Below are 26,997 nucleotides of genomic sequence, written 5' to 3'. Positions count from 1 at the left end.
ACAATGACCGTCGCGCCGACGTACTGGCGGTCGGTGGCTCGGGTGCCCTGCTGCTCTACCGCACCACCAGCGACCTGACCCTTGGCTCGGCCCAGGTGACCGGCCAGGGCTGGGGAACGATGAACTGGATGGCACGGGTGCCCGATGTCACCAGCAACGGGCGCCACGACCTGCTCGCCCGACGCAGCGATGGCAACCTGTACTTCTATGCCGGTCAGGGCGGTGGACATTTCGGTGCCGCCGTCAAGGTGGGCAACGGCTGGGGAACGCTCAGCCGGCTGACCGTGATGCCCGACATCACCGGCGACGGACGACCCGAACTGTTCGCCATAGACGCCGCCAACAGGTTGCAGTCCTATCGGATCACCGCCACCGGTTTGACCCACCAGGGCCAACTCGGCACCGGCTGGGGTCCGAACATTCGCTTCATGACCACCGTCGGCAACTCCTCCGGCGGCACCAATGCCGACCTGCTGGTGGTCACCGCCACGGGTGACCTGCTCAGCTACACCACCGGTGCCGGTGGTGTCATCGTCGGGGTGGTGGCAGTGGGCCACGGGTGGACGTCGTTCAACGCCGCCTTCTCCCCCGGCGACATGTCCCTGGACGGACGCCGCGACCTGGTCGGACGCCGCGGTGACGGGGCGCTGTTCGCCTACCGGCACCTGGGCGGTGGCCAGTTCAGTTCGGCCATCCAAATCGGCTCCGGCTGGGGTGGCATCCGGATGTTCGCCTGAGTCAGCGGCGGGCCTCGATGGCGTCGGCCACGGCGTTGAGCCAGGCCGCCACGCCGGCGGGCCCGTCGCACAGGACGTCGGCGCTCTCGGCCACGACGGGCTGCTCGCCGTCGGAGGCCGAGGCGACGGCGGCGACCACGAGTCCGCTGCCGGCGAGCTCGTGCAGCCGGTCAAAGGCGGTGACGTCGGCCAGGTCGTCGCCGATCATGACGGCGATGCGGCTGTCGTGGGTCGCCAGCACCGCGTCCAGCGCCTGCGCCTTGGTGCCGGGGGTGGCCCGCAGTTCCCACACCAACCGGCCGGGCTCCAGGTGCAGGTCCAGTTCGGAGGCCAACGAGCGGACGGGTCCCTCGAGCCGGGCGAGCATGCCGTCGGGGTCGGCGGTGCGTCGGGTGTGCACCCCCAGCGCTCGCCCCTTGTCCTCGAGCCCGACTCCGGCGACGTCGATGCCCTGCTCGCCCCATTGGGTCAGCAGCAGTTCCATCCTGGCCCTGGCCTCGCCGATCTGGGGCGGCAGCGGGGGCTCGGTGATGGTGTTGGTGCGCGCATCCCAGGTCTCGACCCCGTACTGCGCCTTGACCAACAGCCGTTCCAATCCGGGGGCGTCGTCCAGCGCTCCCAGTTCGCGTACCGAGGCGAGGCCGCGTCCGGTGATGATGGCCGGCTGGCCGACCAGCGCTCCCACCCGGGCGAACGCCTGGTGGGCGTCGGGATGGATGTGGGCGCTGCTCGGGTCGTCCACGATGGGTGAGAGGGTGCCGTCGAAATCGCTGGCCACCAGGGCGCCGAAGGGGTCGTTCGCGATGGCCTCGATGATCGCCTCGCCGCGTTCGGTGATGGGCCGCCAGGGTGAGTTGTTCATGGCTTCACCCTATGGCCACAACGACACTCGCTAGTCTGGGGTGGCGAAAGGAGTACTCGATGCCCGCAAACCCTGCCCCTTCGACAACGAACTTCCTGGTGGTGGCCAATCGACTTCCCGTCGACCGATCCGTTGACGACGACGGAAATGTCTCGTGGCGCACCTCCCCCGGCGGTCTGGTGACCGCCCTGGAGCCAGTGATGCGCAAGCAGGGTGGAGCGTGGGTCGGGTGGCACGGTGCGGCCGACGAGGTGGTTGAGCCCTTCGAGCACGACGGTTTCACGATCGTCCCGGTGCCGTTGAGCGAGGACGAGGTCGAGGAGTACTACGAAGGTTTCAGCAATGCGACATTGTGGCCGCTGTACCACGACGCGGTCGCTTTTCCGGAGTTCCACCGGGAATGGTGGGACTCCTACAAGACGGTGAACCGGCGCTTTGCCGAGCGGGCCGCGGCGGTTGCCGACGAGGGCGCCACCGTCTGGGTGCAGGACTACCAGCTGCAACTGGTGCCGCAAATGCTGCGCGAAATGCGACCGGACCTCAAGATTGGTTTCTTCCTGCACATTCCCTTCCCGCCGGTGGAGCTGTTCCTGCAGCTGCCGTGGCGCCGCGAGATCCTGGAAGGCCTGCTGGGGGCGGACCTGGTCGGCTTCCAGACCGTCGGGGGTTCGCGCAACTTCCTGCAACTGGTCAAGATGCACACCCCGTTGCGGGTCAACCGCGACTCGGTCGAGATGCCGGACGGTCGCAGCTCGGTGTCGCGCGCCTTCCCCATCTCGATCGACACCCAGGGCTTCCGCGAGTTGGCCAACACCGAGGCAGTCAAGAAGATGGCCGAGGAGTTGTTGGACGACCTTGGTCACCCCGAGGTGATCTACCTGGGCGTTGACCGTCTCGACTACACCAAGGGCCTGCGCCAGAAGGTGCGCGCCTTTGGGGAACTGTTCGAGTCGGGCCAACTCGACCCTGACAAGGCGGTCTTCCTGCAGGTCGCCACGCCGTCACGGGAGCGGGTCGAGGAGTACATCCGGCTGCGCCATGACATTGACCAACTTGTCGGCAGCATCAATTCCCACACCGAGTCGCTGGGGCGGGCCCCGATCGTCTACCGGCACTCGTCCTACGGGCGCGACATGCTGGCCGCGATGTACCGGATCGCCGACGTGATGGTGGTCACCCCCCTGCGGGACGGGATGAACCTGGTCGCCAAGGAGTACATCGCCTGCCATGCCGACGACGACGGCGCCCTGGTGCTCAGCGAGTTCGCCGGGGCTGCCCGGGAGCTGAAGCAGGCCTACATGGTCAACCCTTATGACCTGAACGGTTTGAAGGACACCCTGGTCAGGGCCGGCTATGACAACATCGCCGAGAAGAAGCGGCGGCTGCGCGCCCTGCGCAAACAGGTCGCGGGGCACACCATTGATGACTGGGCCAGCAGCTTCCTGACCGCCCTGACCTCGCCGCGGCGACCTGACGACCTGGTCTGAAAGCCCCGCCAATGACGAACGCCCCTTCCGGTTTCCCGGTTGGGGCGTTTGTATGAGGGTATTGCTCCCCCGGCTGGACTCGAACCAGCAACCCTTCGATTAACAGTCGAATGCTCTGCCAATTGAGCTACAGGGGATCGTAGTCCGTACGAGACGTCCTACGTGGCTGCGCACCGGGCCGGGGCCCGACGCGAGACACCACGTTAGCAGACCTGTCGGTGACCGCACCAATCGACGCCGGGTGGCGCCGAGCGGGGCTACACCTCGTAGTCGTAGCGGATCTCGGCGGCCTTCTGGGTGGCGAAGCTCGCCACCTCGGGGTTGCTCAGCTTGGCTGCTCCGAGCGTGGTGACCTGCCACACGATGGCACCCTCACCGCCCAGCTGGCGGCGTCCGGCGACCACCACGTGACCACCGCCGGGGGCCGGAAAGGACTGCTCGACCACGATGGAGGCCCGCACTCGGTCACGGAACACGTCCGGGACCGACCCGGGCTCGGTCAGCTCGACGAAGGTGGTGGTGTCGTCGACCAGGGTCCAGCGCAGCTTCCGCGCCTTCTGGTTCCACCCGCCCCGCGAGATCAGGTGCCAACCGATGAACTGCCAGTCCTGCTCGCCCTCGGCCGGGGCCGGGCGGTGGACCGCCAGGCACTCGGTGGTGGCCACCAGGGTCAGCCCCTCGCCGTGGGCCACGGCCATCACCGCACCCGATTCGGGTCGGCGTCGCGTCAGTTCGGCGGACAGGTCCTTGGCCAGCAGGGGTGTGGAGGTGAACAGACGCATGGGTCCAGTCTCCCCCATCCGGCAAGCTAGCCCGCCCACGCCGACCAGGCCTCGCGCGCCCGACGGACGGCCCGTTCCTCGGCCCGGCGGGTGCTGGCGACGCTCAGGCCCAGGTCGCGGGCAAGGTCGCTCTGGCGCACACCATTGGCCCTGGCGAGGAGCACCCGTCGTTCCAGTGGTGACAGCGACGCCAACAGGCCGCGCACCTCGCCGTCCTGATCCCCGGGGGCCTCGGGGTCGGCGGTGTTGGCAGGGTCGGCGGTGTCGATGGGTTCCGCGCTGGTGCGCAGCTCCCAGTCGGTACGGGTCCTCATCACGTGGGCCAGGTGGTGCTTGACCCAGTGCCAGGCCTGGGTCGACAGCCTCACGCCCCGGGTGAAGTCGTAGCGCATCAGTGCTTCGGCCAGCGCGATCCAGCCCTCCTGCACCAGGTCGTCGATGATGTCGGGGTCGCCGCGCCCGTAGCGCACGGCCAGCACCTTGACCATGCCGACGTTGGCCAGCCACAAGCGTTCCCAGGCGTCACGGCCGTCGTCGACCACCTGCTGCAGACCCGGCCGGGCATGGCCCGCCTCGACCAGGTGGCGGGCGTAGACGGCCGCCTCGACGAGCCGGGTCAGGTCGCATTCCTGCTGGGCATCCAGGACGGGTTCGGTGATTCGCATGGCCCCACAGTGGCCCCGTTCGGCGACGCCCGCGACGACCTGTGGACGACACCCCGAGCGACGGGACGGACAACACTTTCTTGTCCACACCCCTTGACTGGTGCCCCGGCTCGGGGTCAGCCCAGCATGCCGGCGCTGACCTGCTGCAGACGCTTGCGTCGCGTCTCCAGGGCCAGCAGGTCACTGAACATGCGCTTGTGCTCGGTCTCGTGCTCCACCGGGTTGGTGCGCTGCAGGCGTGACTTCAGGTTGTTGATGTCGCGGGTCACCGCGATCAGTTGCAGCCGGGCGGCGTAGCTGGTGGCGTAGGCCTCGTCCGGTGCCACCGGCAGTTGTTCGACGAGCAGTTCGACGACCAGGGCCGAGACCTGCTCGTCCTCGATGCGCTCGAGCAGGTCGTCGGTCCACCGCTGGCCGGTGTAGGGCTCGCGGGTGATGGCCTCGGAGATCAGGCGGTAGGCGGGCTGGGCGAAGAACTGCGCCGTGACCCCGTTCCAGGCGTCGTCGAACAGCAGCGGCTGCTGCAGCATCAGTTTCAGCGTGCCCCGCTCCACCTCGAACTCCCGGTCGTCGGCGCGTGGCATCGGCACGCTGCTGACCAGGGCGGGTGACTCGTCGACCACGGGTTCATCGTGCGGCCGGGTCTGGCGTGGCACCTCGGTCGGCAGCGGACGCCGCGCGGCCCGCGACACCTCGCGGCGCACCTCGTCCAGGTCCATCCCGACCAGGGTCGACAGCTCACGGGCGTACCCGTTGACCAGGGAGGTGTCGCGGATGCTGCTGACCAGCGGTGCCGCCGCCCGCACGGCCGCCAGTCGGCCATCGGCGCGGTCGAGGTCGTAGCCGCTGATCACATTGCTCATCACGAAGCGGTACAGCGGCACCCGCCGGGCGACCAGTTCGCGGACGGCCGCCTCACCATGTTCCAGGCGCAGGTCGCAGGGGTCGAGCCCGTGGGGTTCGACGGCGACATAGGTCTGGGCGATGAAGTTGCGGTCGCCACTGAAGACCTTGAGCGCAGCCTTCTGACCTGCCGCGTCACCGTCGAAGGTGAACACGACCTCACCGTTGAAGGCGTCGTTGTTGCCCATCAGGCGCTGCAGCAGTCGGGCGTGATCGTCGCCGAAGGCGGTGCCGCAGCTGGCGACGGCGGTGTCGACCCCGGACAGGTGCGCGGCCATCACGTCGGTGTAGCCCTCGACGACGACAGCCTGGCCCTTCTTGCCAATGTTCTGGCGGGCCAGGTCGAGGCCGTAGAGGACCTGCGACTTCTTGTAGACGGGCGTCTCGGGCGAGTTGATGTACTTGGCGGGCAGCCGGTCGTCCTCGTGCAGGCGACGCGCACCGAACCCGAGGGTGGACGAGCCGGAGTCACGGATCGGCCACAACAGCCTGCCCTGGAAGAAGTCGAAGCCGTTCTCACGGACCAGGCCGGCCTTGACGAGCACCTCGTCGCGGTAACCCTTGGCATTGAGGTGGTGGCGCAGTTCCCGTCCACCGCGGGGAGCGTAACCGACGCCGAACTGCTCGGCAGCGGTCTTGTCGAAGCCGCGACCGTCGAGCATCTGCCGCGCGATGAGCGCCTCGGGGCTCATCAACTGGCGACTGAAGTACTCGGCGGCGGCGGCGTTCGCCTCCAGGATCTGGACGCGCATGCCGGGGGGCAGCCCGGGGCGGGCGTTGCCGTCCTCGATGATGCGCAACTGGACACCGGTCTTGTCGGCCAGGTACTGGATGGCCTCGGTGAAGGTGAGGTTGTTGTGCTTCTGCAGGAAGGTGATGGCGTCACCACCCTCACCGCAGCCGAAGCAGTGGTAGAAACCGCGCGAGGGGGTGACGTGGAAGCTGGGGGTCTTCTCGTCGTGGAAGGGACACAACCCCTTCATGGAGCCACCGCCGGCATTGCGCAGGGCGACGTACTGCCCGACCACCTCGTCGATGCGGGCGCGTTCGCGGACGAGGGCGATGTCCTCGTCGTTGATTCGCCCAGCCATGGGTGCATGCTACCCGGTCGTAGTGGAGTCGAACCGGTCAGTGGGTGGGCGATAAGTTGATCACCGTGACCGTTCATCCGTCCTGGCAGTTGGCCGTCGCCCTGGTGGTGCTGGTCGTGCTGGGGGCGGTGGTGGCGTGGCGGGCCCGTCTCGGCGTCTCCGGTGCCGTGGTGACGGCAGCGGCGCGGGCTGCGCTGCAGCTGATGGTGGTCTCGGGCATCATCGTGCTGGCCATCTCGCAGCTGTGGTCGTCGCTGGTGTTCGTCCTGGTGATGTTCGTGATGGGCGTGCACACGACCACCCGGCGCACCGGGACGCGTCGGGCGTGGCCGTGGGTGGCGGCCGCGATGGCGGCCGGGGTGCTGCCGGTGCTGGCGGTGATCTTCGGGCTGGGTGTCGTGCCGCTCAACGGGCTGGCCATCATCCCCGTCGCAGGCATCATCACGGGCAACACCATGACCGCGCACACCCTGCTGGGGCGACGCCTGTTCCCGGCGCTGCGTGACAGCATCGGCACCTACGAGGCGGCGCTGTCGATTGGGCTGCTGCGAGCCGACGCCATCGCCGGCATCACCGGCCCCCTGGTCAAGGAGTCACTGGTCCCGGCGCTCGACCAGACCCGCACGGTGGGGCTGGTCACCCTGCCCGGCGCCTACATCGGCGTCCTGCTGGGTGGCGGCACCGCGCTGCAGGCAGGTGCCGCACAGCTGCTGGTGCTGGTGGGCATCGTCACGGCCCAGGTGCTGACGGTGACGACGGCCCAGGTGTTCATCCGCCGGGCCAGGCTCTTGCCCGATGACCTGGCCGAGCGGTTGCGCCCGTGACCACGCGCAGCGCCGACCCGGCCCTTCGCTGGGCCCGGACCACCCCTGGCCCCGTCACATTGGGCGAGGCGCAGGCTCGACTGGTTCGCAGCAATCCCCTCCTGGCGCAGGCCGTGGTGGCGTCGGCACGCAAGCGACGTCCCCGCGCTCGCGACCAGGTGGTCGCGTCCGGAGCCCGGAAGGGTGGATGGCAGCGCTGGGGGGTGCGGCGTCGCGCATTGTGGGTCGTCCTGCTCCTGCTGCCGGTGCTGGCGGTGTTCACCGTGCCGAGCCGGCATTCCCGTTCACCGGAGTCCGCGCAGCTGTTCTTCGATGTCACCTTCGGCACCTACGTGGCAGCCGCCGCACTGCAGGCTGTCCTGCTGGTGGTCTGGGTGCTGCGTCCGCTGCTGTGGGAGGCCACCCGGGTGCTGTCCGCCTGGATCACCCTGGCCATGGTCTTCGTCCTGCCCCTGCTGCTGCTCACGGTCGGAGCCGTGCGTGGGAGCGAGAACTGGCTGCAGCACACCATCCCGGTCCCCATCGCCAGTCTGTTGGCGGCCGCGAACCTGTGGGCGGCCTTCTCGGACCGCACCCGTCGGCACCACGAGGTGCAGGACCTGGCCTGGTTCGAGGCGTTATTGGACGTCCCGGAGGCAGCCGACAGGGACCGCCCCCGGAGTCCGGCTCGGGAACTGCGTCGGACGATCAGGCGCCTTCCGGAGTCCTCCCAGGAGCGTCTGGCGAAGCGCTGCGCGCGCGTGCTGGAAATCCTCGATGAACGTGGGCTGGTCTCCGGGGTGGACGCCGCGCAGGCCGCCGCTACTCCGCTGGGCCGGTGGCACGACCTCGACTGAGCTGGGCCCTCGTCAATCGCTCGGACGCTGGCGTCATCCGCGATCCTCATGGCGACCGGACCCGTCCATGGACGGCACCTGCAGCGGTTGGGGCCACCTGCACGGCTTCAAGCGCTGCAAGAGGACCCAACTGTTGCATTGACGAGAGCCCCAGAGGTGCCTTTCTGCCCGGGTCGGGCACGGCGATGGGCCAGCACGTCGACATCGAAGGCGTCCTCCCCTGCGTGCAGCCGCGCACCACCTGGGCCGCCGTCCTCGCACGCGCCGCCATCGTCCTCCACGATGTGCAGCCGCGCGCCCTTCTCGACGTCCTGTCTCGCCTGCAACCGCGCATGCCAGTGGCCCGCCGGGGAGACGGCGGGTACTGACTGCTGAGTTGCTGGCTGTGGGTGTCAGCTGGCGAGGGCGGTTGGTGCCGGGTGGTGTTGCTTGGGCAGGATTTGACCCGAGGGGTCCTCGATCATCCAGGTGTGCGAGGGCGTGACCAGGTAGCCGAACCCGAGTGGTGAGCGCCACAGGAAGGTGCCCGGTGAGGGCTGGGTGAGTTGCCAGCCGCCGAAGGTTTTCGCTCGGTGCACCTTGCGGGACAACGGGCCCAGGTTGTGGGGACCGGTCAAGGGCACCGGCTCACGCCCGGTCCGACCGTGTGATCGACCGTCACCGCCACTGCCACCGGCGTCACTGCCGTCGCCACCACCCCCACCATCCAGGCCGTGCCCGTCGTTCCCAGCCAGTTGATGGATCCACTGGTCGCGGCTGGAGTCCCAGGTCGGGGTGGCTTCCCACTCGATGGTGTGGTCCAGATCTGCATGCCGTGAGGTCTTCTTCGAGAACGGGAACACCTCATACGGATTGCGCAGCTGCACCCATTCGCGCATCCAGTGCGAACACTCATAGGCATCGGTGGGAACCAGGTTGTCCGGATGCAACACCGGCCTCACCGTCACGCGGGTGTGACCCACCAGGTCCTTCAACCAGCCGGCCAGCAGCGGACCCATGCCCTCGGTGCGGACCAACCCGGCACCGGTCTCCAGACCCGAGCCGCTGATGTGGACCACGACCTCGGCCTTGGGCAACAACCGGTCCGGGTCCACGGTGACCGTCCCGCAGGTGTGACCCGGCTGACCCTCCGCGGGGCAGACCTGGTCCAGGTCCAGATCGGGCAACTGGTCGGTCAACGCGGCTTGCAGCAACTGCAGGGCACGCGCCGGGTTCGCCAACAGGCCCAACGCCTGCGCCCGGCGCACGTCCAACGACTCGGTCGAGCCGCCCTGGCGCAGCAGGATCGCCAACCGGGTCAGCTGGCGATCCAGCACCGTCGCGTCCACCGCCCCCACCACGGCGGTCATGTCGGTAACCCCCAGGCAGGACTCGCCGAACTCCACGCGCCGCCTGGCCAACTGCGCAGTGTGCTCATCGTCGGCGTCCTCGCGCAGGGTATCCATGACGCGGGCCTTGACCAGTTCCAGCAGCCGGGTGAAAGCCATCGACTCGACCAGGACGTCGATCTCCTCATCCAAGTCCAGCGCCTGGTAGTAGGACAACTTGTGGGTGGCCGACGCCACCTCGCACGCCTGCCAGACCCGCAAACCACCGGCCATGACCCGTGCCCAGAGGTGGGGTAGCCGGTGCCGGACCGCGAGGGCGAGGCCGATCTCGATGCGAACCTTTTCCTCCGACATCCTCAACGCCGCCGCGACCTCGAGGGTGCAGAACTCCGCCACCCCCGGGGTGCCGTCCCCGCCCCACTGCATCAACCGTTCGGTGCCCGACAGCACCGGTCCGTCGTCGGGAACGTAGCGGTACTGGTCAGCGAACTCGGCGAAGCAGCGGAACTGCTCGGCCTCGGCCCGCTTCCTCGCCTCGAACGCCGCATTCAACTCGACCAACTTCTGCCGAGCCCCCGCCACACTGAAACGCGGACCACTGGTACTTCTTGCGCTGGATCCCATTCGGACCACCCCGCCTCTACTTGAACCATGCCTGAATCACCGCTGATTCGAACTGATGCTCTATTCTTTCGCGCTGCCACTCGGGACACAAGAGGCAATTCCGAATCTGTGGATAACTTCTCGACGGCGCTGCCTCGAGCGTGGATATGCGACGACTTCCGTGAACCCTGTGCCCCAGGACACCAGCGATGGGCGCCAGGACCAGGACATCGAGGCCCTCCTCGGGCCGGTGGAGATGCAGGCAGGTTGCCCGGCTAGTTGCCCCACACCCCCTGCGGCAGGTCGGACTGCTTCCAGTCCAACAGCCTGATCGCCTGGTCAAAGGCAAACCGGTCGGTCATGCCACCGACGTAGGTGACGGCCTCCCTGACCAGGTCCTCACCGACGTGGTAGTCGGCGGGCATGAGCTCGGGGTGCGCGGCGTAGTGCTCGACCAGGGCCTGCAGCACCTTGACCACTGCCGTCGACTGGGCCACCGACTCCGGCCGGGTGTAGATGCGCTCGTAGTTGAAGGCCCGGAGCGCCGCCAGGGCCCCCGCCGTCTCCGGATCCATGCCCACCTGCCCGGTCTCGACGGTGGTCGCCACGATGTTGCGGATGAAGGCCGACAACTGACTGCGACGGTCGACCCCGACCACCTGCGCCACCTCGGCCGGGACCTCGGCGGCAGTCACGATGCCGGCATGGATGGCGTCCTCCAGGTCGTGGGCGCAGTAGGCGATGCGGTCGGACCAGGAGCAGATCTCTCCCTCGAGCGTGGCCGGCGCCGGACGCGACCAGGAGTGGTTCCGGATGCCGTCCAGGGTCTCGGCACACAGGTTCAGGTGCTGCAGCACCACGTCGGCACCCCAAGGGCCATGGTCGTAGCCCTCCGGGATGTACGCATCGAAGGCATCCTCGGACGCGTGACCTCCCGGGCCGTGCCCGCAGTCATGGCCCAGGGCGATCGCGTCGGCCAGGACGTCGTTCGCGCCGATCCCGCGGGCCACCGAGGTGGCGACCTGGGCGACCTCCAGGGCGTGGGTCAGCCGGGTGCGCTGGTGGTCTGTCGGGTAGACCACCACCTGGGTCTTGCCCGCCAGCCGACGAAATGCCGTGGAATGGACGATGCGGTCGTGGTCACGTTCGAAACAGGTGCGCAGCTCATCGGGCTCCTCCTCGATGGCACGATGGCCGGCCCCCAGCGCCCGGCTCGCACCCGGACGCAGCAGCATGGCCTCAGCCTCTTCCCGGCGAACCCGCGACCACTGCTGCTGTCCGGCGGTCTGGAACCGGGCATGGCTGTCGGCGTGCGCCAGCACCTGGCGCTCGCCCCCGTGCCCATGGTGGGTTCGGGCCCACGCCTGCGCGCGCGGCAGGATCGTCCGGTCGTCGTCCGACTGCGGTTGTGCTGACACCGGCCGTCCCCCTGTCCCCCGGCGACCGCCTGGCTCGTCCGGATGTGCCGTGGCCAGCCTAGGCGCTCCCCTTCTCGGGCGCCGACTGGGCATGCCACCCATGCCCATAGGATGGCGGGGACGAAAGGGAGTCATGAGCAATCCGAGCAATCCGTGGGGCCAGCAGGGCTATGACCCGCAGGGCCAGGGCCAGTCCCCGCAGGGCTATGACCAGCAGGGCCAGAGCCAGCCGGGCTACGACCAGTCCTACGGCCAGCAGCCCTGGGACCAGCCCAGCGGCCAGCAGCCCTGGGACCAGCCCACCGGCCAGCAGCCCTGGGACCAGCCCACGGGCCAGCAGGGCTACGGACAGCAGGGTTACGGGCAGCAGCCCTGGGACCAGTCGCAGACGTCGACCTCGCCCTACTACTCCTCGCCCTACGCCATGGTTCCCCAGGAGCAGCCCAAGGGCCAGGGTGTCACCGCGTTGGTCCTCGCGGCCTCCGCCCTGCTGATCTCGCTGGTGCTGTCCTACTTCTGCGCAGACGCCTACCGGGAGCTGTTCCAGCTGACGGGCACCACCGAGCTCGACACCACCGACCTGTCCCCCGAGGCCGAGGCGGCCACCACCCGTGCGGGATTGTTCATCATTGCCCAGGGCGTCCCGAGCATCATGGGCATCCTGGCGCTCGTCTTCGGCTTCATGTCACTGGGCAAGAAGACCCGCACCGCCGGCATCTGGGGCATCATCCTGGCCTTCGCCGCACCGGTGATCAGCTTCATCTTTTGGATCTACCTGCTCGCCGACACCTTCATGGCCATGTCCTGACCCTGGGTCAGTGCCCGGTGTCGACGCTCCCGTCTGACATCGGGTCAGCCGCCGCTGGTCTCCAGTTCCGCCTCGGACAGGTCGATGTCGACACCCGAGGTGTCGTCCAGCCAGCCCTGCGGCATGGTGACCTTGCCGCGCGGGCTGCCCTGGCGGCCGCGCGGGCGTCCGAGTTCACCCACCGGGAACGGAGCATCGTGGTCGAGCTGGGCCAGCAGCGCGTCCAGTTCCTCAAAGGTCGAGATCATCGCCAGTGATTGGCGCAGGTCCCCGCCCACCGGGAAGCCCTTGAAATACCAGGCCATGTGCTTGCGCAGGTCGGTCAGCCCGTGCTTCTCGCCCATGATGGCCGCCAGCAGCTCACCGTGGCGACGAACGATCGCGGCCACCTCACCCAGGGTCGGCAGGGTCTGGGTGTGGCGCCCGGCGAAGGCGTCGGCCAGGTCACGGAACAGCCAGGGACGGCCCAGGCAGCCGCGTCCGACCACGACGCCGGCGGCGCCGGTCTGCTCCATCATGGCCACCGCGTCGGCGGCCTCCCAGATGTCGCCATTGCCGAGCACGGGGATGTCGACGTGCTCGACCAGGCGGGTGATGTGGTCCCAGGTCGAGTGGCCGGCGTAGGCCTCGGCCACGGTGCGGGCGTGCAGCGAGATCGCGGCGCAGCCGGTGTCCTGGGCGATCCGCCCGGCGTCCAGGTAGGTGTGGTGGTCGGCGTCGATGCCGACGCGGGTCTTCACCGTCACCGGGACGCCGTAGCGGTCGGCGGTCTGGACCACCGCAGCCAGGATCGACTCGAGCCGGTCACGCTTCCACGGCAGCACGCCGCCGCCACCCTTGCGCGTCACCTTGGGGACGGGGCAGCCGAAGTTGAGGTCGACGTGGTTCACGCCGTACTTCTCGCACAGGATCTCGGTGGCGTCGGCGACCATGCCGGCCTCGACGCCGTACAGCTGCACCGAGCGGATCTTCTCGGCGTCGGAGAAGGCGAGCATGTCGTGGGTGCGGTGGTCCTTGTAGACCAGCGCACGGGAGGTGATCATCTCGCAGACGTAGAGCCCGGCCCCCTGCTCCAGGCACAGCTCACGGTAGGACGCGTTGGTGATGCCGGCCATGGGCGCCAGGACCACCGGGGTGTCGATGACGACAGCGTCTGGCTTGCTTGGCGCACTCAGGACCAGCGGCGCGTACATTCAACTCCTGATGAGGTCGGGGCGTCCGGGGCGACTCTCCACCATACGTGGCCGCTTCCGTCCGGTCCAAAAATCAGCCCATCGTCCACCTGCCCACCCACAAAGCGTCTGCCCCCGGATGCAGCCGGAGGCAGACGCCATTGTGACGGGCAACGGCCCGGAGAAGCCGGAGAACTCAGCAGCCGACCAGACGCTGGGCCAGGTAGCCCTCGACCTGGTCGAGCGCGACCCGCTCCTGGGCCATGGTGTCGCGCTCACGGATGGTCACGGCGTGGTCCTCGAGGGTGTCGAAGTCGACGGTGATGCAGAACGGGGTACCGATCTCGTCCTGACGGCGGTAGCGCTTGCCAATGGCCTGGGAGTCGTCGAAGTCGACGTTCCAGTTCTTGCGCAGCTGGGCGGCCAGGTCGCGCGCCTTGGGCGAGAGGTCCTCGTTGCGTGACAGCGGCAGCACCGCAGCCTTGACCGGGGCCAGGCGCGGGTCCAGACGCAGCACGGTGCGCTTGTCGACGCCGCCCTTGGTGTTGGGCGCCTCGTCCTCGGTGTAGGCCTCGACCAGAAAGGTCATCAGCGAGCGCGACAGTCCGGCTGCGGGCTCGATGACATAGGGGACGAAGCGCTCCCCCTTGGCCTGGTCGAAGTAGGACAGGTCGTTGCCGGAGTGCTCAGAGTGGGTCTTCAGGTCGAAGTCGGTGCGGTTGGCGATGCCCTCGAGCTCGCCCCACTCGGACCCGGTGAAGCCGAAGCGGTACTCGATGTCGACGGTGCGCTTGGAGTAGTGCGACAGCTTCTCCTGCGGGTGCTCGAAGTGGCGCAGGTTCTCGCGCGCAATGCCGAGGTCGACGTACCAGTCGGTGCGCTCCTTGAGCCAGTACTCGTGCCACTCCTCGTCGGTGCCGGGCACGACGAAGAACTCCATCTCCATCTGCTCGAACTCGCGGGTGCGGAAGATGAAGTTGCCGGGCGTGATCTCGTTGCGGAAGCTCTTGCCGGTCTGGGCAATGCCGAACGGCGGCTTCTTGCGGGTGGTCTGGACGACGTTGGTGAAGTTCACGAAGATGCCCTGCGCGGTCTCGGGGCGCAGGTAGTGCAGGCCGGACTCGTCCTCGATGACACCGAGATGGGTCTTCAGCATCATGTTGAACTCGCGGGGCTCGGTCCAGCCGCCCCGGTTGCCGCAGTTGGGGCAGGCGATCTCGGCCAGGGCGATGGAATCGGGGTCGACGTCCCCGCCCTTCTTGGCGGCCAGCGCCTCCTGCATGTGGTCGACGCGGAAACGCTTGTGGCAGCTGGTGCACTCGGTCAGCGGGTCGGTGAACTCACCCACGTGGCCCGAGGCAACCCACGTCTGACGAGGCAGGATGATCGAGGAGTCCAGGCCGACCACGTCGTCACGACGGGTGACCATGGCACGCCACCACTGGCGCTTGATGTTCTCCTTGAGCTCCACACCGAGGGGTCCGTAGTCCCAGGCGGCACGGGTGCCGCCGTAGATCTCACCCGAGGGGAAGACGAATCCCCGTCGCTTGCACAGGCTGACAACACTGTCGAGTTTGCTCACAGCGGCCACGTTCAACTCCAAGTCCTTGGTACGCGACACCCGGCTGGTGTGCGCATCAATGGCTCAGCCTAGCCCGCGCGGCAGGTTGATGCCCACGTGGTCGGGGTCGTCATAGGCGGAGGCCTCGTCGATGGCCAGGCTCAGCATGGGCACGATCACGGTCTTCGATTCGAAGCCGTTGAGGGCACGTCGGTAGGAGCCGACCCTGTCCCAGTGCGAGACCAACGCCCACAGGTCGGGCTCGTCCAGGTTCTGCACCAGCTCGACCGACTCAGCGCCGGGCTTGGAGCGCAGCAGATCGACGGCGGCATGGGCCTGGGCGAGGAAGCCGTCACGTTGGGCCTCGGACACACGAAAACGGTTCAGGACGATCACCCGGCAAGGCTATCGGGAGCACCGGCCGCGGGCCGGGCAGCGAGCACACGCGCCTAAGCCTCGGGGCCGTCTGAGGAGGGTGTGCGCCGCGGCAGGCACGCACGACCAGCCCGTCTCCCGCTTGTGCGCCGCTGCAGGCACGCACGACCGCCCATCTCCCGCTTGTGCGCCGCTGCAGGCACGCACGACCGCCCATCTCCCGCTTGTGCGCCGCTGCAGGCACGCACGACCGCCCATCTCCCGCTTGTGCGCCGCACCTCGTTCTTGTGCGCTCCTGCAGCAAAGCACAGGCCCGCACAGCGACGCACGAGCGAAGGATCGGGACGCCGTTGCCCATGGGCTACGACGATGACGAGATCCGTCGACGCGTGGAGGCCGGGACGCTGCAACGGTTGTTCGTGGCGTCTACTCCAGTGCCGACCCGGACACCCCCGGCACTGAAGAACCGCTCCTGCTCCTGGCCCGCGCCGTCGCCCGGGGCCATATCGGCACCATCTGGGACCATTGAGCTCACAAACGGCGGATTCGACGGTTTATTGAGTGCACAGACGGCGGCCAGGATGCATCAGCGCCGCACTTTGTGCACAAAATGCTCGTAAGGGTGAGTCCGGGCTGGCAGCCGACCCCCACCCGTCAGGTGAACAAGCCGCCGGCGACGATTCCCCCGGGGGGCCAGCCACCAGGGATCGCGAACACGGCCGACCCGATGGCGGTCGTCCACTCGTTGAGCGCATCTGACTGGTCCAACCGCTGCTGGACGGGGGTGAACACCTCGGGAATCGACTGCTGGAAGGCCAGGAACACCAGCCCGGACGAGGTCACCGAGACACCGTCGGCGTTCTCGGTGTGGGTGTAGTTCATCGAGCGCCGAAACATGGTGCGCCCCCGGTTCTGGCTCGGGTGCGCCAACCGGGCATGGGCGTCCAGGGCAATCACCGGCGTCCCGTCGCCAGCGGTCGCCGACAGGTCGAGGTCGTCGGTTTCCTGGTCTCCGGTCAACGGGGCGCCCGTGCTGAGGGTGCGTCCCATCACCCGTTCCTGACGGTCGCGGACCAGTTCGTCCCAGGTGTCCATGTTCATCTCGATCCGGCGCACCACCAGGGTGGTGCCGCCGGCGAACCAGGGCTGCGCCCCGTCCGACCAGATCACCTCGGCCGCTGCGGCCGTGGCATTGCCCGTGCCGTCGACCTGCCCGAAGAGGTTGCGCCCGGTGATCGGACGACCCTGGGCGTCGACCCCGCGCCAGGACGCGTGCTGGGTCCAGCGCGCCCTGGCAAAGGGGCGCGCATCGCGGGTCAGGATCCGCACGGCATGGGCCACGGTGGTCGGGTCGTCCGCCGAGACCATCAGCAGCAGGTCCCCGCCAGTCCACTGCGGACGCAGCCGGTCGTGGGTCATCGGCGACACCTCGGCCAGGCCGTCCGGCAGGGCCCCGGTCAGGCCCGGAATCCTGAAGACGGCGGGGCCGATCCCCACGGTGACGGTCAGCGAGACGCCTGCCTGGGCCAGGTCGGGTTGCGGGTCCCCCGGCACCGGGACGCCGGCCATCAGCGCCTCAATGTCGTGGCTGAGCACCGTCAGCAGACGACGCAGGGCGTCCTTGGTGGTGCCGGGCAGCAGGTCGAGGGCCACCAGGGTCGTGGCCGCTGGCACCGGGGTGATGATGCCGGCCTGGTGCTCGCCGTGCGGGTCGTAGGACCGTCCCCGAGGATCGCCACCGGACGGCGTCTTCGCTGACGGGGTCTGGTCAAGGGCACCATTGCGCGAGGCGTGCACCCCGAGTGCGATGGCGCCGGCGGTGCCGGCCCCGGCCAGGGCGAACAGGCCGCGCCGTCCCATCCCGCGGTGGGCCAGCTCGGCCCCCTCGGTGGCCCAGGGCCGGTCCTGGTCAGTCATCGAGCATCACTCACGAGGCACCCAGCGGGCTCAGGGCGTCGCCGTCGGCGAGTGGTAGTGGTCCTCTTCCTCGGTGAACTCCTTGACCATGGCCGTGATGGTCTCGCGCTGGCCGGTGTCGAACTCCAGGGTCAGGCTGACCTCCTCGCCCACGGGCAGCGACCGGGTCAGGCCCATCAACATGATGTGGTGGCCGCCCGAGACGAGGTGGCGGTGCGAGCCGGCCTCGATCACGATGCCGTCGGGGGCCACCTCCATCACCTTCTTCCCGTCGACCTCGGACATCCGGTGCAGTTCGACGGTGGTGGCGAAGTCGGCGCTGGCCTTGACCAACCGCACGGCGCGGTCACCAGGGTTGGTGAGGTCCATGAACGCGGCACTCATGGTCGTGTCCTTGGCACCGTCGGTGGTGCGCACCCAGGGCCGCGCGACCAGGATCGTGGCCGTCGGGGTGCCATCGGCGCCAGGCGCGGATTCGGTGCCGCACCCCGACAGCATGGCCGCCGCCGTCAGGGCAGTACCGGACAGGACAGCGGAGAGGAAGTCACGTCGGATCACGCTGCGAATACTATCGCCTAGGATGGTGGCGCCATGTCCACACCTGTCCGCCAGACCCGCCAGCGCGCCGCGATCCGTGCCCTGTTCACCAACAGCGACGAGTTCCGCACGGCCCAGCAAGTGCACACCGACCTCATCGACGCCGGCGACAAGGTCGGACTGGCCACCGTCTACCGGACGCTGCAGTCGATGGCCGAGGCCGCCGAACTGGACGCGGTGCGCTCCCCCGAGGGCGAGATGACCTACCGCGCCTGCTCGTCGGGGCACCACCACCACCTGATCTGTCGCAACTGCGGCACCGCCGTCGAGATCGAGGCGACCGCCGTCGAGGCGTGGGCGGCGAAGGTGGCCAGCCAGTACGGCTTCCGCGACGCCGGCCACGAACTGGAGATGTTCGGCCTGTGCCAGGACTGCTGACCTGCTGCACGCTCTGACCTGCTGCACGGTCTGACCTGCTGCGCCGCCCGGCCACGGCGCGGTCCGACCTGCGCGGGCCACCCGACCTACTCCGAGGGTGAGGACCAACTGCGTTCCAGGTAGCTTATGGTGCGCAGTCCGTGGTCGAGGTGCCACTGGGTGTAGGCGACGATCATGCCCACCGCGTCCTTCTGGGTCCGGCCATCGGCCGCAGCGACCGTCTGCCAGTCACCGGTCAACAGGGCGACCAGCAGGCCTTGGCTGCTCACCGACACCCGGCCCGCGCCCGGCGGACGGTGGCGGCGACAGACCAGCCCACCGGCCATCGGCGAGAACCACATCAACAACTCCGAGGTGTCGGCCTCTGGCAGCAGCACGCCGCAGCGGGCACAGGCGTCCAGCGTGGGCGCGTACCCGGCGATCGCCTGGGCGCGCAACAAGAAGGAGTGCAGCACCATCGTCGGGGTCCGGCCCGCGCCCGAGGGCAGTGTCTCGTCCAGGTTCGCCGGATGCAGCGGGTCACCCTCGGGCGTGGACGCGGCCAAGGTCCGCAACGCCCCCGCCAGCAGCAGGTACTGCTGCAGGGCGGGTTCACCCTCGACCGGCACCAGCTTGTCGGCGGTCTCCAGCATCACCTGGCCCGCGGTGAACAGTTCGTAGTCGCTGGCCAGCGGGTCGGCCCAGGAGTGCAACTGCACGGCCTGGGTGATGATGTCCAGGCTTCGTCCCTCGACCAGTTGCAGGTCGACGTGGCTGAATGGCTCCAGCCGTCCACCGAACTTGCTGGACGTGCGGCGCACCCCTCGCGCCACGGCCCGCACCTTGCCGTGCACCCGGGTGAACAGGGTGATGATCCGGTCGGCCTCGCCCAGCTTGTGGGTGCGCAGCACGATCCCTTCATCACGGTAGGTGGGCATGGTCACCAGTGTTCCACCCCGGCCGGTGGCCCTCCTGCCAGGCCATCGCCAGCGTGCCGACCCGGACCCGCACTTGCGTTCATTTCTTGACTGCAAGAGGGCGTGGCCCCGAAGATGCTGTCATGGCGCGTGGAAGCTCGTCCCCGCAGCGCGGACACCGAAACCCGGGCTCTCAGCCTGCCCTGCGCCGGCAGAACACGCTGCGCGTCATCGAGGTGCTCGCCCAGGGTGGGCCCACCACCCAGGCCAGGCTGGCCCGCGCCACCGGTCTGAGTACCGGCACCATCTCGAACATCGTCAAGGACCTGCACACCGATCGCCGGATCACCACCCGGGCCGTCGTCGACTCCGGACGCCGCGCCATCGAAATTGCCCTCAGCGACGCCCGGGTCAGCATTGGTCTGGACATCGATGCCACCTCGATGCGCCTGGTGGTCACCCACGTCGACCACGAGTTGGTCGGCGAGGTGCTGCAGCCACTGCCCATGGGCCACGACCCGACCAGCACCCTGCGCACGGCGCGGCGACTCGTCGAGACCGCCCTCGACATGCACGGACTGTCGCCGAACGACGTCATCGGGGTGGGGGTCAGCCTGCCGACCATCCTGGACGAGCACCGGCGCTCCCTGACCAGCGACCCCGGCTTCCCGAACTGGCATGACGAGGACCTGGCCGGCATCGCCGAGACCGCGTTCCCCTTCCCGGTGATCTTCGAGAACGACGCCAATGTGCAGGCCCTGGCCCACGTGACCTGGGGCCCGTACTCGCTGAACAGCGTGCTGGCGGCGGTCAAGGTGGGCACCGGGGTGGGGGCCGGGCTGATCGTCAACGGTCGCATTCTGCGGGGTGCCTTCGGGGGCACCGGCGAACTCGGCCACCTCAACATCAGCCCGCTCGGGGAACGCTGCCACTGCGGCAACCGGGGCTGCCTGCAGACCGTCGCCTCGGTCGACAAGGTCCTGGCCGACGTGAAGCGGGCCCGGCACCTCCATGTCGCCCCGAGCGTGGCCGACGTGGTCGAACTGGCCCGCCGTCGCGATCCGGCCACCCTCCGGGTGCTGGAGGAGGCCGGTCAGGCCATCGGGGTGGCACTGGCCAGCCTGGTCACCCTGGTCAATCCCCACGCGGTGGTCATCTCCGGCCCCCTGGCCCCCGTGGGCGCTCCCCTGCTCGAGCCGATCAGCAGATCAGTGACCCGGCATGCGCACCCCGCCATCGGCCCGCGTACTGTGATCTCCATGTCACAGCTCGGCGACCGGGCCGAAGCCCTCGGCGCCTCCGCACTGGCAGCCCTCGGTGCCATCGTTCCGACCTGACCGAACCCGCAACCCAATATCACAATTCCGACACAGCACCACGATCCTTGCGTTCAAGAGTTGACGCCAAGGAACCAGAATTCATACCGTGTACCCATAGGCTGCCCAGCCCGACGACGAAGTCAGAGGAGGCGAGATGACTGACCCCCATGTCATCCTGTCGATGCGCCACATCACCAAGACGTTCCCCGGCGTGAAAGCGCTGGACGACGTCAACCTGACCGTGCGGCGCGGCGAGATCCATGCCATCTGTGGAGAGAACGGCGCCGGCAAGTCCACCCTGATGAAGGTGCTGTCGGGCGTCTACCCGCACGGCACCTACGAGGGCGAGATCGAGTTCAACGGCCAGATCGTCGAGTTCCAGGACATCCGCCAGTCCGAGCACGCCGGCATCGTGATCATCCACCAGGAGCTGGCGCTGGTGCCGGAGCTGTCCATCACCGAGAACATCTTTTTGGGCAACGAGGTCACCCGTCGCGGCGCCATCGACTGGGACCAGGCCACCCACAAGGCCACCGAACTGCTGGCCCGGGTGGGCCTGGCCGAGAACCCCACCACCCCCATCAAGAACCTGGGCGTCGGCAAGCAGCAACTGGTCGAGATCGCCAAGGCCGCCAGCAAGAACGTCAAGCTGCTGATTCTGGACGAGCCGACCGCGGCCCTCAACGAGACCGACTCGGCCCACCTGCTTGACCTGCTGCGCGGCCTGCGCTCACGGGGCACGACCTGCATCATGATCAGCCACAAGTTGAACGAGATCACCGAGATCGCCGACTCGATCACCATCATCCGCGACGGCCGCACCGTCGAGACCCTTGAGGTCAGCGCCGACATCGACGAGGACCGCGTCATCCGGGGCATGGTCGGTCGGCCGCTGTCGTCCCGCTTCCCCGACTACACCCCCAACATTGGCGAGACCTTCTTCGAGGTCCACGACTGGACCGTCGCCCACCCGCAGAACCCCGACCGGTTGGTCTGCAAGAGCTCCAACTTCACCGTTGGACGCGGCGAGATCGTCGGCTTCGCCGGGCTGATGGGCGCGGGACGCACCGAGCTGGCCCGCTCGATCTTCGGGCGCAGCTACGGCATCTACAAGTCCGGCAGCGTGACCATGAATGGTGCCCCCGTCAACGTGTCCACCATCTCGGCGGCCATCAAGAACGGATTGGCCTACGTCACCGAGGACCGCAAGATCCTGGGATTCAATGCCCTGGACACCATTGAGCAGACCACGGTCGCCGCCGGACTCGACCGGATCAGCAACAGGTTCGGCGTCATCGACGAGAACGCGCAGTTCAACGCCGCCGAGGACTACCGCCGCCAGTTGCGCACCAAGACCCCCAGCGTGAAGTCGATGATCAACAAGTTGTCGGGCGGCAACCAGCAAAAGGTGGTGCTGTCCAAGTGGCTGTTCACCCAGCCCGACCTGCTGATCCTCGACGAGCCGACCCGCGGCATCGACGTGGGCGCCAAGTTCGAGATCTACGGCATCATCCAGCAGCTGGCCAGCTCCGGCAAGGGTGTGGTGGTGATCAGCTCCGAGCTGCCCGAACTGCTCGGCCTGTGCGACCGCATCTACACGATCGCCGAGGGCCGGATCACCGGTTGCCTGGCCCGCGGTGAGGCCGACCAGGAGTCGCTGATGCGCTTGATGACCATCGGCACCACCAAGACCTCGGAAAACATTGACCCAGAGGCACTCCTCGAACAACCCGTTGACAGGACCGACGCATGAAATACCTCAAGCAGCTCTTCAAGGGCGACATCCGACAGTTCGGAATGCTGTTTGCCCTGTTCGCCCTGGTCCTGTTCTTCCAGTGGCAGTCCGGGGGCAATGTGCTCACCTCGACCAACCTGATGAACTTGCTCAACGGCAACTCCTACATCCTGATCCTGGCGATCGGCATGGTGCTGGTGATCATCGCCGGCCACATCGACCTGTCGGTGGGATCGGTGGCGGCGGTGGTCGGCATCGCGGTGGCCCTGATGATGCGCGACTGGAACGTGCCGTGGCTGCTGGCCATCGTGCTCGGCCTGCTGCTCGGCGCCCTCATCGGCGCGTGGCACGGATTCTGGGTGGCCTACGTCGGCATCCCGGCCTTCATCGTGACCCTGGCCGGCATGATGCTGTTCCGCGGCATGAACCAGTGGATCGGTGAGTCGAACACCATCCCCGTGCCCGAGTCGTTCCGCAAGATCGGCGCCGGGTTCCTGCCCGAAGTCGGCCCCAACACCGGGTTCAACAACCTCACCCTGCTGCTGGGCATCCTGGCCGCGGCCGTGCTGGTCTGGATGACCTTCCGTCGTCGCGCCACCCAGGCACGGCTGGGCGCAGAACTGTCCCCGCTGTGGGCAGACGTGGTCAAGCTGGCGCTGATCGTGGTGCTGTTGGCCTACCTGACCTACCTGTTCGCCACCGGCCGGTCGGGCACCTCGTTCCCGATCTCGGGTCTGATCCTGGTCGCGCTGGTGATCATCTACGAGTTCATCTCGCAGCGCACCGTGGTGGGACGACACGTCTACGCCGTCGGCGGCAACAAGAACGCCGCCGAACTGTCGGGTGTCAAGACCAAGAGGGTCAACTTCCTGGTGATGATGAACATGTCCATCCTGGCCGCGCTGGCCGGCATGATCTTCGTCGCCCGCTCCACCGCCTCGGGACCCTTCGACGGCGTCGGCTGGGAACTGGACGCCATCGCGGCCGTGTTCATCGGCGGCGCGGCGGTCTCCGGCGGTGTCGGCACCGTCACCGGGTCGATGATCGGTGGCCTGGTGATGGCGGTGCTCAACAACGGCCTGCAGCTGATGGGCATCGGCGCCGACGCCACCCAGATGATCAAGGGCATGGTGCTGCTGATCGCGGTCGCCTTCGACGTCTACAACAAGACCCAGGGCAAGCCCTCGATCCTGGGCCTGATCACCAAGAACTTCGGCGGGAACAAGCCCCCGGCCAGCCCGGTCAGTCCGGCGACGGCCACCCCGGACAGCCGGGTCACCGCCGACAAGTAGCAGCACCTCACCACGACCCACATCTGGGCCAATGACGGCCAGAACAAGGAAGAAGGAACCATGAAGAAGTTCACCAAGGCGCTCGTCGCGGTGGCCACGGCCAGCGCGCTGGCGTTGGCCGGCTGCGGCACCACCGAGCGTGAGGGCAGCACCTCGAGCACGTCCGGGGCTGCCGGCGGATTCGCCAAGGACAGCACGATCGGCGTCGCGCTGCCCCAGAAGACCTCCGAGAACTGGGTGCTCGCCGAGCAGCTGTTCAAGGACGGCCTGGCCGAGGCCGGCTACAAGGCCGACGTCCAGTTCGCCAACGGCGGCGTCTCGGAGCAGCAGAACCAGATCCAGGCCATGGTCACCAAGGGTGCCAAGGTCATCATCGTGGGCGCCATCGACGGCTCCCAGCTGGGCACCCAGCTGGAGGCGGCCAAGGCTTCCGGCGCCACCATCATCGCCTACGACCGTCTGGTGAAGAACACCACCGCCGTCGACTACTACGTCGCCTACGACAACTTCAAGGTCGGCGAACTGCAGGGCACCGCACTGCTCGAGGGCCTCAAGGCCCGCAAGGGTGGCTCGGGCCCCTACAACATCGAGCTGATCGCCGGTTCGCCCGACGATGCCAACAGCCAGGTCTTCTTCGACGGCGCCATGAGCGTCCTGAAGCCCGAGATCGACAAGGGCACCCTGGTCGTGAAGTCGGGCCAGACCAGCTTCCAGCAGGTGTCGACCCAGGGCTGGAAGGCAGAGAACGCCCAGAAGCGCATGGACACCATCATGAGCTCGACCTACTCGGGCAACACCGAACTGCACGGCATCCTGTCCCCCAACGACACCCTGGCCCGCGCTGCCATGACCTCGGTCAAGGCTGCCGGCAAGGACGTGCCGGTGGTCACCGGTCAGGACTCCGAGGTGGAGTCGGTGAAGTCGATCATGGCCGGCGAGCAGTACTCGACCATCTACAAGGACACCACCGCCCTGGTCAAGCACGCCATCACCATGGTCAACGACCTGCAGTCGGGCAAGACGCCCGAGGTCAATGACGACAAGTCCTACGACAACGGCAACAAGGTCGTCCCGGCCTACCTGCTGGAGCCGAAGATCGTCACCAAGGAGACCGCGGCTGACATCTACAAGGACGACAAGACCCTCGGCCCGCTCACCAAGGCCTGAGTTCCACCCCTCGGGGGCTGAGCGTTCCCGACCCCTTGCGCCGCCGGCGGCCACCTTCAAGTGTGGCCGCCGGCGGTTTGTCGTGCCCCATCCCCGGATGGATGCAGTGGGGCGACCGACAACGCCTCGTTCACTGCGCCTGTGGTGGTTGGTGTGACCGATACGCTGTGCAGGACTACTCAGGAGGTGCCATGGCAGGGCTCGGCAAACGGCTGCGCCGCACGGTGACGCTGCTGTTGGCGACCGTGCTCGCCGTGGCGACGCTGGCCGGCTGTTCGGAGACCAAGGTCACCCAGGCGCGGATCAGCCTGCCCGTGCGCGAGGGACGGGTGCTGGCCCTGGTCGACCCGAACGCCACCCATCCGCCGGGCACCCCGTCGCTGGCCCAGGCCCTGACGGCCGCACTGCCCCAGGCCGAGGTGGTCCCGACGGCCACCCATGACGACCAGGCTGCCCGGGTGCGCGGCGCCGCCGACCAAGGCGTGGCCATCCTGCTGGTGCAATCCGTCGACGGCGCCAGGATCGGGTCGGCGCTGGAGGCGGCCGCCGACACCGACATGCTGGTGGTGGCGCTCGACGTGATCCCTGAGGACCTCGGCGGCATCGACCTGTTCCTGGGCTGGAACGAGTTCAGCATTGGCGAGCAGGAGATCGCGGCCTTCGCCCGGGCCGTCGACGCGCGGCCCGGCCAGACCAAGTACCTGGAGCTGTTCGCCGGGGACGAGGACGACCCTCGGGCGATGGCCCGGTTCAACGGCTCCATGTTCGCCCTCAAGGCGTTCACCGAGGCCGGGACGCTGAGCGTGAAGTCCGGACGTACCGCCTTCGGCACCGCCGCCACCTCACCCGGTGACTCCGACTCGGTCCGCAAGGCGCTGGACACCACCTACCAGGCGACCTACCCGCGCCACCCGCTGCACGGGGTGGTGATCGGCACCGACGAGCTGGCCCCGGTGGTCGCCGAGGTGGCCGCCAACCACGACCAGACCCCGCCGCTGCTGATGTCCTCGGGCGCCACCACCGAGGGCATCCGGCTGGTGATGGCCGGGGCAATGCTGACCACCCAGTACCGCGACCCCGCCGCCCTGGCAGCCCGGGTGGCCCAGACGGTGGCCGACCTGCAGGCCGGACGCCAGGTCACCGTGAACCCGCAGGCCGGTCGTCGCAACCGGCTCAAGCGCAAACCCGCCATCCTGATCTCGCCGGTGCTGGTGAGCGCAGAGAATGCTGCCTCGGTGCTGGCCACCAATCCCGCCCTCGCCCCGCTGACCAAGGTCTGAGCCGATGAGCACCAGCAATCCCGTCCCGCCCCCGCCGCACCCCAGCGGCGCTCGTCCACCGCGGATCGCGGCCGACCTGCTGCCCCAGCACGTCGCGATCGTCATGGACGGCAATGGGCGCTGGGCCAAGGCTCGGGGGCTGAAACGCACCGAGGGGCACGCGCGCGGCGAGGACGCCCTGTTCGACGTGGTCTCGGGCGCCATCGAGCTGGGCATCCCCTACGTCTCGGCCTACGCCTTCTCGACGGAGAACTGGAAGCGCTCCCCCGACGAGGTGCGCTGGCTGATGGGCTTCAACCGGGACGTGATCCACCGCCGCCGCGACCAGATGGAGGCCATGGGCGTGCGGGTGAAGTGGGCCGGACGACGTCCACGACTGTGGCGCAGCGTCATCCGCGAACTCGAGGAGGCCGAGGAGCAGACCAAGGACAACTCGACGGTCACCCTGCAGTTCTGCGTCAACTACGGCGGCCGCGCCGAGATCATCGACGCCGTGCGCGAACTGGCCACGCTGGCCGCCCAGGGCAGGATCGACCCGGCCAGGATCACCGAACAGAGCTTCGAGAAGCATCTGTACAACCCGGACGTTCCGGCCGTCGACCTGTTCCTGCGCTCCTCGGGCGAGCAGCGGACTTCCAACTTCCTGCTGTGGCAGGCGGCCTACGCCGAGATGGTGTTCCTGGACACCCTGTGGCCCGATTTCGACCGGCGTGACCTGTGGCGGGCCGTCGAGTTGTACGTGAACCGGGATCGCCGCTTCGGCGGAGCCGTCCCCAATGAGGTCGTCACCCCACCTCAGTAGCACGGCCCATCGGGAGCACCTCCCCAGCGGTCACGACGCCGTGGCCGCCACCCCCGCCTCCAGGGCTTCCCACGCCTGGTCGAAGGCATCCTCGTCCTCGTCGTTGCACAGCAGGACCAGCGATAGGTCGCGCCCGCCGAGGTGTCGGGCGAGGACGTTGAC

The 26,997-nt window shown here is 68.2% G+C and carries 24 protein-coding genes and 1 tRNA gene; 12 read left to right on the top strand and 13 right to left on the bottom strand.

Translation table 11 applies throughout. The features are described 5' to 3' along the window. The coding region (locus IPV09_RS12190) for a VCBS repeat-containing protein (protein ID WP_207475529.1) at nt 1-737 on the top strand (737 nt) is incomplete at its 5' end. A gap of 1 nt (nt 738) precedes the next feature. On the opposite strand, the gene otsB is transcribed toward IPV09_RS12190, so the two are convergent. Further along, nucleotides 739-1,599 (bottom strand): trehalose-phosphatase, encoded by an 861-nt coding sequence (gene otsB, locus IPV09_RS12185; RefSeq protein WP_207475528.1) that lies wholly within the window; start codon nt 1,597-1,599, stop codon nt 739-741. A 59-nt stretch (nt 1,600-1,658) separates the two neighbouring features. Here otsB and IPV09_RS12180 point away from each other — a divergent pair, with 59 nt between their 5' ends. After that, nucleotides 1,659-3,086 (top strand): trehalose-6-phosphate synthase, encoded by a 1,428-nt coding sequence (locus IPV09_RS12180; RefSeq protein WP_207475527.1) that lies wholly within the window; start codon nt 1,659-1,661, stop codon nt 3,084-3,086. A 64-nt stretch (nt 3,087-3,150) separates the two neighbouring features. Here the strand turns inward: IPV09_RS12180 and IPV09_RS12175 are convergent. The 4 genes from IPV09_RS12175 to dnaG all read right to left on the bottom strand — a co-directional run bounded on the left by IPV09_RS12175 (nt 3,151) and on the right by dnaG (nt 6,527). Further along, nucleotides 3,151-3,223, bottom strand: a tRNA-Asn gene (locus IPV09_RS12175). A 120-nt stretch (nt 3,224-3,343) separates the two neighbouring features. Then, nucleotides 3,344-3,868: a hypothetical protein gene (locus IPV09_RS12170; protein WP_207475526.1), complete on the bottom strand. Its 525-nt coding sequence runs from the start codon at nt 3,866-3,868 to the stop codon at nt 3,344-3,346. 26 nt (nt 3,869-3,894) lie between these two features. Then, nucleotides 3,895-4,533, bottom strand: coding sequence for a sigma-70 family RNA polymerase sigma factor (locus tag IPV09_RS12165; protein WP_207475525.1), 639 nt, complete (start codon nt 4,531-4,533; stop codon nt 3,895-3,897). A 116-nt stretch (nt 4,534-4,649) separates the two neighbouring features. Further along, nucleotides 4,650-6,527 carry a DNA primase gene (gene dnaG, locus IPV09_RS12160; protein ID WP_207475524.1) on the bottom strand — a complete coding sequence of 626 codons (1,878 nt, stop codon included), beginning with the start codon at nt 6,525-6,527 and terminating at the stop codon, nt 4,650-4,652. Between the two features lie 65 nt (nt 6,528-6,592). Here dnaG and IPV09_RS12155 point away from each other — a divergent pair, with 65 nt between their 5' ends. Beyond that, complete coding sequence (locus tag IPV09_RS12155; RefSeq protein ID WP_207475523.1) at nt 6,593-7,351, top strand: ABC transporter permease; 759 nt, start codon at nt 6,593-6,595, stop codon at nt 7,349-7,351. Continuing rightward, a complete protein-coding gene (locus IPV09_RS12150; protein ID WP_207475522.1) occupies nt 7,348-8,187 on the top strand; it encodes a hypothetical protein in 840 nt (279 codons plus the stop codon). The genes IPV09_RS12155 and IPV09_RS12150 overlap by 4 nt, the downstream gene beginning before the upstream one ends. 392 nt (nt 8,188-8,579) lie before the next feature. On the opposite strand, the gene IPV09_RS14505 is transcribed toward IPV09_RS12150, so the two are convergent. Together IPV09_RS14505 and IPV09_RS12140 are read right to left on the bottom strand one after the other, a co-directional pair. Further along, nucleotides 8,580-10,067, bottom strand: a complete 1,488-nt coding sequence (locus IPV09_RS14505) for a DUF222 domain-containing protein (protein ID WP_207475521.1) — start codon at nt 10,065-10,067, stop codon at nt 8,580-8,582. 326 nt (nt 10,068-10,393) lie between these two features. Further along, nucleotides 10,394-11,500, bottom strand: coding sequence for an HD domain-containing protein (locus IPV09_RS12140; RefSeq protein ID WP_370590314.1), 1,107 nt, complete (start codon nt 11,498-11,500; stop codon nt 10,394-10,396). Between the two features lie 169 nt (nt 11,501-11,669). On the opposite strand from IPV09_RS12140, the gene IPV09_RS14500 reads away from it, so the two are divergent. Then, entirely contained in the window at nt 11,670-12,344 is a 675-nt protein-coding gene (locus IPV09_RS14500) for a hypothetical protein (RefSeq protein WP_207475520.1), read from the top strand. Nucleotides 12,345-12,388: 44 nt separating this feature from the next. Here the strand turns inward: IPV09_RS14500 and dusB are convergent, their stop codons facing one another. The 5 genes from dusB to IPV09_RS12110 all read right to left on the bottom strand — a co-directional run bounded on the left by dusB (nt 12,389) and on the right by IPV09_RS12110 (nt 17,927). Beyond that, the gene (gene dusB, locus IPV09_RS12130; protein ID WP_207475519.1) at nt 12,389-13,537 is read right to left on the bottom strand and encodes a tRNA dihydrouridine synthase DusB; all 1,149 of its coding nucleotides are present in this window, start codon (nt 13,535-13,537) and stop codon (nt 12,389-12,391) included. Nucleotides 13,538-13,712: 175 nt separating this feature from the next. Next, on the bottom strand, nt 13,713-15,107 hold the full coding sequence (locus IPV09_RS12125; RefSeq protein WP_207475532.1) for a glycine--tRNA ligase: 1,395 nt from the start codon (nt 15,105-15,107) through the stop codon (nt 13,713-13,715). 54 nt (nt 15,108-15,161) lie between these two features. Continuing rightward, nucleotides 15,162-15,473 carry an antibiotic biosynthesis monooxygenase gene (locus IPV09_RS12120; protein WP_370590313.1) on the bottom strand — a complete coding sequence of 104 codons (312 nt, stop codon included), beginning with the start codon at nt 15,471-15,473 and terminating at the stop codon, nt 15,162-15,164. A gap of 633 nt (nt 15,474-16,106) precedes the next feature. Next, on the bottom strand, nt 16,107-17,369 hold the full coding sequence (locus IPV09_RS12115; protein ID WP_242681565.1) for a Dyp-type peroxidase: 1,263 nt from the start codon (nt 17,367-17,369) through the stop codon (nt 16,107-16,109). 30 nt (nt 17,370-17,399) lie between these two features. Next, nucleotides 17,400-17,927 (bottom strand): copper chaperone PCu(A)C, encoded by a 528-nt coding sequence (locus tag IPV09_RS12110; protein ID WP_207475518.1) that lies wholly within the window; start codon nt 17,925-17,927, stop codon nt 17,400-17,402. Nucleotides 17,928-17,960: 33 nt separating this feature from the next. Between IPV09_RS12110 and IPV09_RS12105 the strand changes: the two genes are divergently transcribed. Then, nucleotides 17,961-18,344, top strand: coding sequence for a Fur family transcriptional regulator (locus IPV09_RS12105; protein ID WP_207475517.1), 384 nt, complete (start codon nt 17,961-17,963; stop codon nt 18,342-18,344). A gap of 86 nt (nt 18,345-18,430) precedes the next feature. Here IPV09_RS12105 and recO read toward each other — a convergent pair whose 3' ends face one another. Beyond that, on the bottom strand, nt 18,431-19,261 hold the full coding sequence (gene recO / locus IPV09_RS12100; protein ID WP_207475516.1) for a DNA repair protein RecO: 831 nt from the start codon (nt 19,259-19,261) through the stop codon (nt 18,431-18,433). 122 nt (nt 19,262-19,383) lie between these two features. Between recO and IPV09_RS12095 the strand changes: the two genes are divergently transcribed. The 6 genes from IPV09_RS12095 to IPV09_RS12070 all read left to right on the top strand — a co-directional run bounded on the left by IPV09_RS12095 (nt 19,384) and on the right by IPV09_RS12070 (nt 26,835). Beyond that, a complete protein-coding gene (locus IPV09_RS12095; protein WP_207475515.1) occupies nt 19,384-20,577 on the top strand; it encodes an ROK family transcriptional regulator in 1,194 nt (397 codons plus the stop codon). Nucleotides 20,578-20,713: 136 nt separating this feature from the next. Continuing rightward, nucleotides 20,714-22,312, top strand: a complete 1,599-nt coding sequence (gene mmsA, locus IPV09_RS12090) for a multiple monosaccharide ABC transporter ATP-binding protein (protein ID WP_207475514.1) — start codon at nt 20,714-20,716, stop codon at nt 22,310-22,312. Beyond that, the gene (gene mmsB / locus IPV09_RS12085) at nt 22,309-23,586 is read left to right on the top strand and encodes a multiple monosaccharide ABC transporter permease (RefSeq protein WP_207475513.1); all 1,278 of its coding nucleotides are present in this window, start codon (nt 22,309-22,311) and stop codon (nt 23,584-23,586) included. Before mmsA ends, mmsB begins: the two co-directional genes overlap by 4 nt. 60 nt (nt 23,587-23,646) lie before the next feature. Further along, entirely contained in the window at nt 23,647-24,753 is a 1,107-nt protein-coding gene (locus tag IPV09_RS12080) for a sugar-binding protein (RefSeq protein ID WP_207475512.1), read from the top strand. A gap of 191 nt (nt 24,754-24,944) precedes the next feature. Beyond that, on the top strand, nt 24,945-26,033 hold the full coding sequence (locus IPV09_RS12075) for a substrate-binding domain-containing protein (RefSeq protein ID WP_207475511.1): 1,089 nt from the start codon (nt 24,945-24,947) through the stop codon (nt 26,031-26,033). 4 nt (nt 26,034-26,037) lie between these two features. After that, on the top strand, nt 26,038-26,835 hold the full coding sequence (locus IPV09_RS12070) for an isoprenyl transferase (RefSeq protein WP_207475510.1): 798 nt from the start codon (nt 26,038-26,040) through the stop codon (nt 26,833-26,835). Nucleotides 26,836-26,997 lie beyond the last annotated feature (162 nt).

It is taken from the genome of Tessaracoccus sp. SD287 (genome assembly GCF_017355265.1).
In the GTDB taxonomy this organism is placed as follows: Bacteria; Actinomycetota; Actinomycetes; order Propionibacteriales; family Propionibacteriaceae; genus Aestuariimicrobium.
This window is presented reverse-complemented; position numbering and strand designations above follow the sequence as displayed.

Excerpts from the sequence above, each read along its gene's own strand:
- otsB (WP_207475528.1), bottom strand. The coding sequence starts at position 1,599 with ATGAACAACTCACCCTGGCGGCCCATCACCGAACGCGGCGAGGCGATC.
- IPV09_RS12180 (WP_207475527.1), top strand. The coding sequence starts at position 1,659 with ATGCCCGCAAACCCTGCCCCTTCGACAACGAACTTCCTGGTGGTGGCC.
- IPV09_RS12170 (WP_207475526.1), bottom strand. The coding sequence starts at position 3,868 with ATGCGTCTGTTCACCTCCACACCCCTGCTGGCCAAGGACCTGTCCGCC.
- IPV09_RS12165 (WP_207475525.1), bottom strand. The coding sequence starts at position 4,533 with ATGCGAATCACCGAACCCGTCCTGGATGCCCAGCAGGAATGCGACCTG.
- dnaG (WP_207475524.1), bottom strand. The coding sequence starts at position 6,527 with ATGGCTGGGCGAATCAACGACGAGGACATCGCCCTCGTCCGCGAACGC.
- IPV09_RS14500 (WP_207475520.1), top strand. The coding sequence starts at position 11,670 with ATGAGCAATCCGAGCAATCCGTGGGGCCAGCAGGGCTATGACCCGCAG.
- dusB (WP_207475519.1), bottom strand. The coding sequence starts at position 13,537 with ATGTACGCGCCGCTGGTCCTGAGTGCGCCAAGCAAGCCAGACGCTGTC.
- IPV09_RS12115 (WP_242681565.1), bottom strand. The coding sequence starts at position 17,369 with ATGACTGACCAGGACCGGCCCTGGGCCACCGAGGGGGCCGAGCTGGCC.
- IPV09_RS12105 (WP_207475517.1), top strand. The coding sequence starts at position 17,961 with ATGTCCACACCTGTCCGCCAGACCCGCCAGCGCGCCGCGATCCGTGCC.
- recO (WP_207475516.1), bottom strand. The coding sequence starts at position 19,261 with ATGCCCACCTACCGTGATGAAGGGATCGTGCTGCGCACCCACAAGCTG.
- IPV09_RS12095 (WP_207475515.1), top strand. The coding sequence starts at position 19,384 with ATGGCGCGTGGAAGCTCGTCCCCGCAGCGCGGACACCGAAACCCGGGC.
- mmsA (WP_207475514.1), top strand. The coding sequence starts at position 20,714 with ATGACTGACCCCCATGTCATCCTGTCGATGCGCCACATCACCAAGACG.
- mmsB (WP_207475513.1), top strand. The coding sequence starts at position 22,309 with ATGAAATACCTCAAGCAGCTCTTCAAGGGCGACATCCGACAGTTCGGA.
- IPV09_RS12080 (WP_207475512.1), top strand. The coding sequence starts at position 23,647 with ATGAAGAAGTTCACCAAGGCGCTCGTCGCGGTGGCCACGGCCAGCGCG.
- IPV09_RS12075 (WP_207475511.1), top strand. The coding sequence starts at position 24,945 with ATGGCAGGGCTCGGCAAACGGCTGCGCCGCACGGTGACGCTGCTGTTG.
- IPV09_RS12070 (WP_207475510.1), top strand. The coding sequence starts at position 26,038 with ATGAGCACCAGCAATCCCGTCCCGCCCCCGCCGCACCCCAGCGGCGCT.